Here is an 8,177-nt window from a genome sequence, read left to right as displayed (position 1 = left end):
CCCGCACCGCGCAGCGAAGCAGGAACCCACCCGAAGCCCTCACCCATCCGGTGGGAGCAGGCGGGAATCCCCGGCCTTTAGGTCGGGGAGGATGTCAATGGTCGGCCCTGTCCCACCTCGCCCCCGGCCTGGTGCGGGACTTCCAGGCCGAGCACCTCACACTGATCGCCCCCGAGGAGGAGTCCTGGGCCGTGGCGCGTTCCGACGGTCCCGGCCCCCCTCGGGTCGAGTCGGGCGGCGAACGGGACGTCTGGGGCGAGGTCGAGGCGGTTCACCGGCGGTGGGTACGCGTCGGGCGGCCGAACGCGTACCGGCTGGAGTTCTCCGACGACGGCCGGCAGTGCGTCGGTGCCGGGAGCGGCACGGCCGCGATCTCCTGGGAGCTGCCGGCCGAACCGCCCCCGGCGGACCGCGCGTGAACGGTGTCGTGTGAGGCCGGTGGTTCTTGTGGTTCCGGTGGGGCTCGTGGTGTCGGTGCGGGTCGGCAGAATGGGCGTGTGAGGCGCTTGGAGACGACCGCGGAGACCCGGAGCCGGATGAGTCGGCAGCGGAGCCGCGACACCGAGGTGGAGTTGGCGCTGCGGCGGGTGCTGCACGCCTCCGGACTGCGGTACCGCGTCCACCGCCGACCGGTGAAGGGCGTGCGGCGGGAGGCCGACATCGTCTTCGGTCCGGCCCGTGTCGCGGTGTTCGTCGACGGCTGTTTCTGGCACGGCTGTCCGGAGCACGCGACCTGGCCGAGGAACAACGCCGAGTTCTGGCGCCGGAAGATCGAGGGGAACCGTGCCCGCGACCTCGACACCGACACCCGGCTGGCGGAGGCCGGCTGGGCGTCGGTGCGGGTGTGGGAGCACGAGGACCCGGCGGAGGCCGCGGCGAGGATCGCCGCGCTGGTGGCGAGCCGGCGCCGCGGCGGGCCCGGCTTCTGAGCCGTGCGGCCCGCGGCCCGCGCCCGTGGCCCGGCCGGTGGTTCCGCCGCTGGTACCGCCGTTGGTCCTGCCGGGCTATCGGCGGGACAGGAAGTCGTGGACGGCCTCGGCGAGTCGCGCGGCGAGGCCCACCGGCACGGCGTTGCCGATCTGGCGGGCGATCTGGATCTTCGACCCGTACCACTTGAAGTCCTCGGGGAAGCCCTGGATCAGCGCGGCCTCGTAGTGGGTGATGGGTCGGTCCTCCGTCGGGTGGAGGTACCGGCCCTTCTCCGGCTTGTAGAACTCGGTGCGGATGGTCACCGACGGCTCGTTCCTCCGCAGCCGGCCCATGACGTCGCCGGATCCCTTGTCGTGCCTGTCCCAGCTCGCGGTGGACAGGTACGTCTCCGGGCCCTTGATCCGCCGGTATCCCTCCTCGGTGGACAGGCGGATGCGGCCCGACCGGTCGATCTTGAAGTACTTCCCGCGCAGGTCGTTGCGGTTGCCGTTCTCGGGAATCGCCCGGTACCGGGCGCGGGAGAGGATCTCGGGGTTGCGCCCGAAGTGCAGGTCCGTGGTGAGGTAGTGGCCGGGCACGCCCGCGACGTGGGCGTCGCCTCCCCGCGACTCGGGCATCCGGTCCGCCACCGGCAGACGGGCCGAGACGTCGAAGACGCGCGACACCGGAATCCACCGCGGCAGGACGCCCGGCGGCGCGGGGGCGGGCGCCTCCCCTCCGTCCCCCTCCGGCGGCGCGTACCCGCGTCTGTCGTGCGTCGGGGCGGGGTGTTCGAGGGGTGTGTCGAAGTCCTTGTGGGTGCAGATGACGATGGCGCGGCGGCGGGCCTGCGGCACGCCGTAGTCGGCCGCGTTGAGGATCGCGGTGGCCACGTCGTAGTCGTACAGCGGGTGGCCGCGACGCCGTGAGGCGTCCTTCAACTCCCGGTACTGGCCCGATCTCAGGAAGCGGTCGACGTTCTCGATCACGAAGATCTTGGGGTGGACCTTGGCGACGACGTTCACGTACTCGCGCCACAGCTCGTTGCGCGGGTCGTTCGGGTCCTCGTTGCCGAGGCCGGAGAACCCCTGACAGGGCGGCCCTCCCAGGATCACGTCGACCTCTCCCTTGAAGGGAGTCGGGTCGAAGTCCGCGATGTCCCCGGCGTGGACGTGCGCGCCGCCGAAGTTCGCGGCGTAGGTGGAGGCCGCCGCCGGGTCGAACTCGACCGCCGCCACGGAGACGAACGGGTTCTCGCCACGGGCCGGCCGGTAACCGGCGAACCCGGCGGAGAACCCGCCCGCTCCGGCGAACAGATCCATGACACGGATCCGTCCGGAGTGGAGCGGACGGGGTTCTGCGTTGGCCATGGGCGTGAAGTCTAGCCGGCCCGACCGCCGGTCGAGCACCGCCCGCGCGGCCGTCGCCCCCTCACCGCGGCGTACGCGGCGCGCGGGCCGGGAACGCGAGGAGCCCCCCCGCGAACACCGTCCGTCGCCCCGGCGCGACCGAGGTCCACGCGCGCCGCGGCCCGTGTCACCGGCCGGCGCCGCCGTCCTCGCTCGCCGCCGGGCCCGACGGGGCCGACGGGGCCGGCGGCGCGGGAGCGGGAGCGGCGAGACGCGCGGGGCGCAGCCGGTACGCGACGGCGCAGAGGGTGGCGAGCAGCACCGCCAGCCCCATCCACACCTGCGCCTGGGTGACGTTCAGGCCGGCGCCGGCGACGCCGGGGGTGCGGCCCCCGTCCCGCCCGGTGACGGCGACCGCGAGCAGCACGACGACACCGGCCGCGACGGCGATCCGGCCGGCCAGGCGCGCCGCCGTCCACAGCGGACCGGACCCCGTGCCCGCACCGCGCGGACGCAGGCGCTCGGCGCGTCGCGCGGGCGCCAGCAGACGGACCAGGAACAGGGCGGCGACGGGCAGTTGGAGCAGCCACACCAGGGTGCGGAACGTCCCGTCGTACCAGACGTTCGTGCCGTACAGCAGCGTGTGCCACACGCTCAGCGCGTAGACCACGATCACGAACCGGTGCAGGGCCCGCCACATCCGGGCTCCGGTGGCCCGGCGCAGGTAGTACGCCAGCCCGAGCGGAACCGCGAGGTAGAGGGCGAGCAGACCGATCAGGATGGCGATCCGGCCCGTTCCCGAGGAGTAGAAGCCGGGGACGAAGACCTCGGCGAAGGAGGTGAACAGCCGTCCCGGCCACCCCGCCCCGTCCTCGTCGGCCCGCACCAGCTCGGCGAAGAACATCAGGGCGTGGGCGAACATCAGACCCATCGTGGTCAGGCTGGTGGTGCGGTGCAGCCGTTCGATCCGGGCCACCGACACCCCGAGCCACGCGGGACGGGTGCTCGATCTGACCAGGCCGAGCATGATGGTGATCCACGCCCACAGCAGCCCGGACCAGCCGAACGCCTGGCACAGCCAGTACATCCAGTACCGATCCGCGTCGGCCAGCTCGGGCATCACCTGGAGCGTCATGGAGGCGCCGGAGGCCACGCGCGCGTACAGCCACGCGAAGATCCCGGCGGTGATCACCAGCGCCGCGGTGGCGTCGGGCAGCGCGGCGCGCAGGTCCTCTCTCAGCGCGAGTCGGTCGAATCGTCTCCCGCGAGCCGCGGGGACGGTGGGGCTCGGGATTCCTGCCATGGCGGGACACCGCTTTCCTGTGGGGGGTGGCAACGGTGGTTCTCCCGACCGGACGTCCGCACACACGACGGCGCCGGCACGGACGCCCGAGAGTATCCACAAGCACCTCGCCCGGAAAGCTCCACCGGGCGGAAGGACACGTTCAGCGATCGCCGTCCCCGGTTGCCGTGCCCCATGGCCGCCGAAGCGCTTCCGAAAGACCTCGCTTCCTTACCGGAAAGTGGCCGGAAGCTTCCGTCAGGCGCGGCGCGAACGGCTGTCACATGGTCGATTTCCACCGTTCCACCCGGTCGCGGCGGACGCCGCACTCGTCGACGGGAGCACGAAAACGGCCAACCTGAGCCGGTCCGCACCGCCCTGTTGTCATGCCCCGAACCCCCTCCTAGCCTGGGAGCGCTCCCAGGTCCGGTTTCGGTGCCCCGCGACCCGCGCAGCCTCCTCGCCGGGGATCCGCGCACGCCCTCTCGGCCACCGCGCGCGGCGGCATCCCTGCCCGGCCGGACCGGCGCACTTCCCACCGTCCGGCGTGCCCCGGCAGGCACCGGCTCCCCGCCGTCCGGCCAAGGGCCGTTCCCGCCGACCACGCGCCTTCCTCCGGAGGTCCCCCCATGCGCTTCCACCGACATCGACCGCGGGTGTGGGCAGCCGCGGTCTTCGTGGCCGTCACGAGTCTGGCGACCGCCGCCCTCGTCCCACAGGCGGGCGCCACCGACCGCCTCGTGGCCGCCGCGCAGGCGCTCCCCGTCGAGGACGACGGCGCCGACTGCCCGGTGCCCGACCCCGGTTCTCCCGCCGCCGACTCCATGCTTCCCGACCCCTTCCGGAAGCTGAACGGCACGCGCGTCTCCACCAAGTCCGACTGGCGGTGCAGGCGGGCGGAGATCAGGGAGCTGGCGGAGAGGTCCGTCTACGGCGAGAAGCCCGGGAAGCCGGAGAGCGTCACCGGGACGGTCACGAGGACCGGCATCACCGTGAACGTGCGGCACCAGGGCAAGAGCGCCGGCTTCTCGGCGAGCGTCGACCTGCCCAGCGGCTCCGGCCCCTTCCCCGCCGTCGTCGTCTACGGGGGATTCGGAGCGGACACGGCCACCATCAAGACCTCCGGTGCCGCCGTCATCAGCTACGACCCCTTCTCCGTCGGGCGGGAGGGCACGGCACGGAACAACAAGCAGGGCGCGTTCTACAGCGTCTACGGCGCCCAGAGCGGCACGGGGCTGCTGGCGGCCTGGGCCTGGGGAGTCAGCCGGATCATCGACGTCATCGAGCAGTCGGGCGGCACCATCCTCACGGCGGACGCCACCGGCGTCACGGGATGCTCGCGGTACGGCAAGGGCGCCTTCGTGGCCGGCGCGTTCGACCAGCGCATCGCCCTGACCATGCCGATCGAATCCGGCAGCGGCGGCGTCGGCGCCTTCCGCTCGATCGCCAGGGAGAGCGGAGCCCAACCCCTGAGCAGCGCCTACTCGGAACAGCCGTGGCTGGGCGACGCGTTCGGCTCCTACACGGGCAACCCCAGCTCGCTGCCGGTGGACACCCACCAGATCGTGGGCATGGTCGCGCCACGAGGGCTGCTCATCATGGACAACCCCCACATCGACTGGCTGGGGGCCAGGTCCGGGGCCGTGGCGGCCCTGGGCGGAGCGGAGATCTACAAGGCGCTCGGCGCGGGCGGCAACATCACCTACTGGTCCGACGTCCAGAGCGGCGACCACTGCGCCGTCAGGTCCGAGTGGCGGACGCCCATCCAGCAGCACATCCAGAAGTTCCTGCTGAAGACGGGCAGCAGCTCGGGCACGTTCAGGATCTCGAGCAAGAAGTCCGCCAACCTCTCCGAGTGGAGGACCTGGCAGACCCCGACCCTCGCCGACGGCGGCACCTCCGGAGGCACTTCCGAAGGCACCTCCGGAAGCACCACAGGGAGCACCACCGGAGGCGGCACGGGTGGTGACACCGGAGGCACCAGCGCCGGCACCACCGGGGGGACCAGCGGCGGAAGCAGCGGCGGAAGCAGCGGCGGCACGAACGACGGCACCTGCACCGCCACCTACCGCACGGTCAACAGTTGGTCCGGCGGCTTCCAGGGCGAGGTGTCGGTCCGCAACAACGGCACCAGCGCGCTCAACGGCTGGACCGTCGGCATGACCCTGGCCCCCGGCCAGTCCATCGGCAACCTCTGGGGTGGTCGGAACACCGGGACCAGCGGATCCATCACGGTGCGCAACGACCCGTGGAACGGCAACCTCGCGGCCAACGGCACCGTCACCTTCGGCTTCGTCGCCGGCGGTTCCTCGACGGCGCCGAGCGGCATCACCTGCACCAGTCCCTGACCCCTCCCGCACACACCCCACGGTCCCGCCCCGGCACCGCGTCCACCTCGCCGGGGCGGGACCTCGCGGTCTCGCCCCGCCATGCGCACCGCTCCCGCACCGCTCGCACCGCCCGGCCCTTCTCGCGCCGGCCGCCCTCACCGTGGGGCGACGGCCCCGGCCACGGAGCCGCGGGTTCTTCGAGCAGTGTCACCCCGGGTGACGCCGGTGGGCGTTGAGCCGGGCGGCCCGGCGCGTCAGGTGGTCGCGCTCGGCGAGGTTGGGGGCCTTCCGAGCCGCCTCGGCGTACAGCCGTGCCGCCGTCGCCACGTCGCCGTCGCGCTCGTGGAGGTACGCCGCCACCGCGGTGTGGCGGGGCAACGTTCCGTCCAGTTCCGCGAGCGCCGCCAGTCCGGCGCGCGGTCCGTCGGCCTCGCCGACGGCCACCGCGCGGTTGAGCCGGACGACCGGGCTGTCGGTCAGACGCACGAGCTCGTCGTACCACTCGACGATCTGCACCCAGTCGGTCTCCTCGGCGGTCGGCGCGTCGGCGTGGAGGGCGGCGATGGCGGCCTGGGCCTGGAACTCGCCCAGCCGGTCGTGGGCGAGGGCCGCCTGCAGGATCTCGACGCCCTCGGCGATCAAGTTCGTGTCCCACCGGCCGCGGTCCTGCTCGGCGAGCGGTACCAGGCCGCCGTCGGGCGCGGTCCGGGCGGCGCGCCGGGCGTGGTGGAGCAGCATCAGGGCGAGCAGCCCCGCCACCTCGGGGTGGTCGACGGCGGCCGCGAGCCGCCGGGTGAGCCGGATGGCCTCGGCGGCGAGGTCGACGTCGCCGGAGTAGCCCTCGTTGAAGACCAGGTAGAGGACGCGCAGCACGGTGGCGACGTCGCCGGGTCGGTCGAACCGCACGCCGGAGACGGTGCGCTTGGCCCGGCTGATGCGCTGGGCCATGGTCGCCTCGGGCACCAGGTAGGCCCGGGCGATCTGGCGGGTGGTGAGCCCGCCGACGGCGCGCAGGGTGAGCGCGACCGCGGACGACGGCGTCAGCGACGGGTGGGCGCACAGGAAGTAGAGCCAGAGCGTGTCGTCCACCGCGGGTACGGGCCCGGGTGCCGGCTCCTCGTCGAAGAGGCCCTCACGCCGGCGGCGGGCGGCGTCCGCCCGGGCCGCGTCGAGGAACTTGCGCCAGGCCACGGTGACCAGCCAGCCCTTGGGGTCCCGCGGGGAGTCGGTCGGCCAGACGCGGACCGCCTCGACCAGCGCGTCCTGCACGGCGTCCTCGGCCGCCGCGAAGTCGGCTCCGCGGCGGACGAGGATGGCGAGCACGCTCGGTGTGAGGCTCCGGAGCAGGGCCTCGTCCATCTCGGGGTCACTCCGTGATGGTGGGCGGCGCGGTCAGGAACGGACGCACCTCGAGCCACTCGTGGATCGGCTTCCCGCCCGCTCCGGGGGCTGCCGACAGCTCCCCGGCCAGCTCGATGGCGCGCTCGTGGCTGTCGACGTCGATCACCATCCAGCCGGCGATGAGGTCCTTGGTCTCGGCGAACGGGCCGTCGGTGACCGGCGGGCGGCCCTCGCCGTCGTACCGGATCCACGCCCCCTCGGGGGCGAGTGCCTGGCTGTCGACGAACTCGCCGGTCTCCTCCAGCCGGGCCGCGAAGTCGTTCATGTACCGCACGTGGGCCGAGATCTCCTCCTGCGTCCACTGGTCCATGGGGACGTCGTTGACCGGAGCCGGGGCACCGCGGTAGTGCTTGAGCAGCAGGTACTTGGCCATCGTCTCTCCTCGGTGCTGATGCGACCCATTGTGGTCGCGTTCACTGCCGGGACGGAGCCGGTCAAGGGTTCTCGACATCACCGGCCGAGATTTTTCGACCTCGTGGCGGAGGGCCGGAGAGCCGCCTCGCGGTGTCCGGGCCCGCGGCGTGGCGCGAGAGCGGTGCGGAACGAGACCTTCCAAGCTCGGCAGCGACCGGGCGGCCGATGCGGGAGAAGGCCCCGCATGTGTCACCGCACCCGACCGCACCGTCCGCCTCGGCTACCTGCCCGAGGGCCGGGACGGCGCCCTGTGGGAGATCGCCGCCCACGGCATTCCCTTCGGCCCGCCGCACTGAGCGACCACTTTCAGCGACACCACGCCCACCGAGATCGTCACCGGCTTCACCACCGCCCCGGACGAGCAAGCCGACCTGGTCTGGAGCGCCGTGCCCGGACCTGTTCCGGAAGTCCGGGGGCCGCGCGATCCGGCGGCCGGACGTGCGGGAGCACACCCACAGGATCTGCGGCACACCCGGCCCGCCGTGCCCTTGA

General features: G+C 73.0%; 7 protein-coding genes and 1 pseudogene. 4 read left to right on the top strand and 4 right to left on the bottom strand.

Annotation, left to right across the window (positions count from 1 at the left end; translation table 11 throughout):
- A pseudogene (locus IF47_RS0124705) lies at positions 1–419 on the top strand (protein-L-isoaspartate O-methyltransferase); the annotation flags it as partial.
- Between the two features lie 78 nt (positions 420–497).
- On the top strand, positions 498–929 hold the full coding sequence (locus IF47_RS0124700; RefSeq protein WP_106982647.1) for a very short patch repair endonuclease: 432 nt from the start codon (positions 498–500) through the stop codon (positions 927–929).
- Positions 930–1,004: 75 nt separating this feature from the next.
- On the opposite strand, the gene IF47_RS0124695 is transcribed toward IF47_RS0124700, so the two are convergent.
- Positions 1,005–2,279 (bottom strand): DNA cytosine methyltransferase, encoded by a 1,275-nt coding sequence (locus tag IF47_RS0124695; RefSeq protein ID WP_245641228.1) that lies wholly within the window; start codon positions 2,277–2,279, stop codon positions 1,005–1,007.
- A gap of 166 nt (positions 2,280–2,445) precedes the next feature.
- The gene (locus tag IF47_RS0124690) at positions 2,446–3,561 is read right to left on the bottom strand and encodes a ferric reductase-like transmembrane domain-containing protein (RefSeq protein WP_078592091.1); all 1,116 of its coding nucleotides are present in this window, start codon (positions 3,559–3,561) and stop codon (positions 2,446–2,448) included.
- A 608-nt stretch (positions 3,562–4,169) separates the two neighbouring features.
- On the opposite strand from IF47_RS0124690, the gene IF47_RS31965 reads away from it, so the two are divergent.
- On the top strand, positions 4,170–5,888 hold the full coding sequence (locus IF47_RS31965) for a glucuronyl esterase domain-containing protein (protein WP_051718199.1): 1,719 nt from the start codon (positions 4,170–4,172) through the stop codon (positions 5,886–5,888).
- A 189-nt stretch (positions 5,889–6,077) separates the two neighbouring features.
- Here IF47_RS31965 and IF47_RS0124680 read toward each other — a convergent pair whose 3' ends face one another.
- Entirely contained in the window at positions 6,078–7,229 is a 1,152-nt protein-coding gene (locus tag IF47_RS0124680; protein WP_031511200.1) for an RNA polymerase sigma factor, read from the bottom strand.
- A 7-nt stretch (positions 7,230–7,236) separates the two neighbouring features.
- Positions 7,237–7,644 carry a YciI family protein gene (locus IF47_RS0124675; RefSeq protein ID WP_031511199.1) on the bottom strand — a complete coding sequence of 136 codons (408 nt, stop codon included), beginning with the start codon at positions 7,642–7,644 and terminating at the stop codon, positions 7,237–7,239.
- A 148-nt stretch (positions 7,645–7,792) separates the two neighbouring features.
- Between IF47_RS0124675 and IF47_RS30885 the strand changes: the two genes are divergently transcribed.
- On the top strand, positions 7,793–7,981 hold the full coding sequence (locus IF47_RS30885; RefSeq protein WP_157840044.1) for a hypothetical protein: 189 nt from the start codon (positions 7,793–7,795) through the stop codon (positions 7,979–7,981).
- Positions 7,982–8,177: the final 196 nt, after the last annotated feature.

The sequence above is a fragment of the Streptomyces megasporus genome, assembly GCF_000718985.1.
In the GTDB taxonomy this organism is placed as follows: domain Bacteria; phylum Actinomycetota; class Actinomycetes; order Streptomycetales; family Streptomycetaceae; genus Streptomyces; species Streptomyces megasporus.
This window is presented reverse-complemented; position numbering and strand designations above follow the sequence as displayed.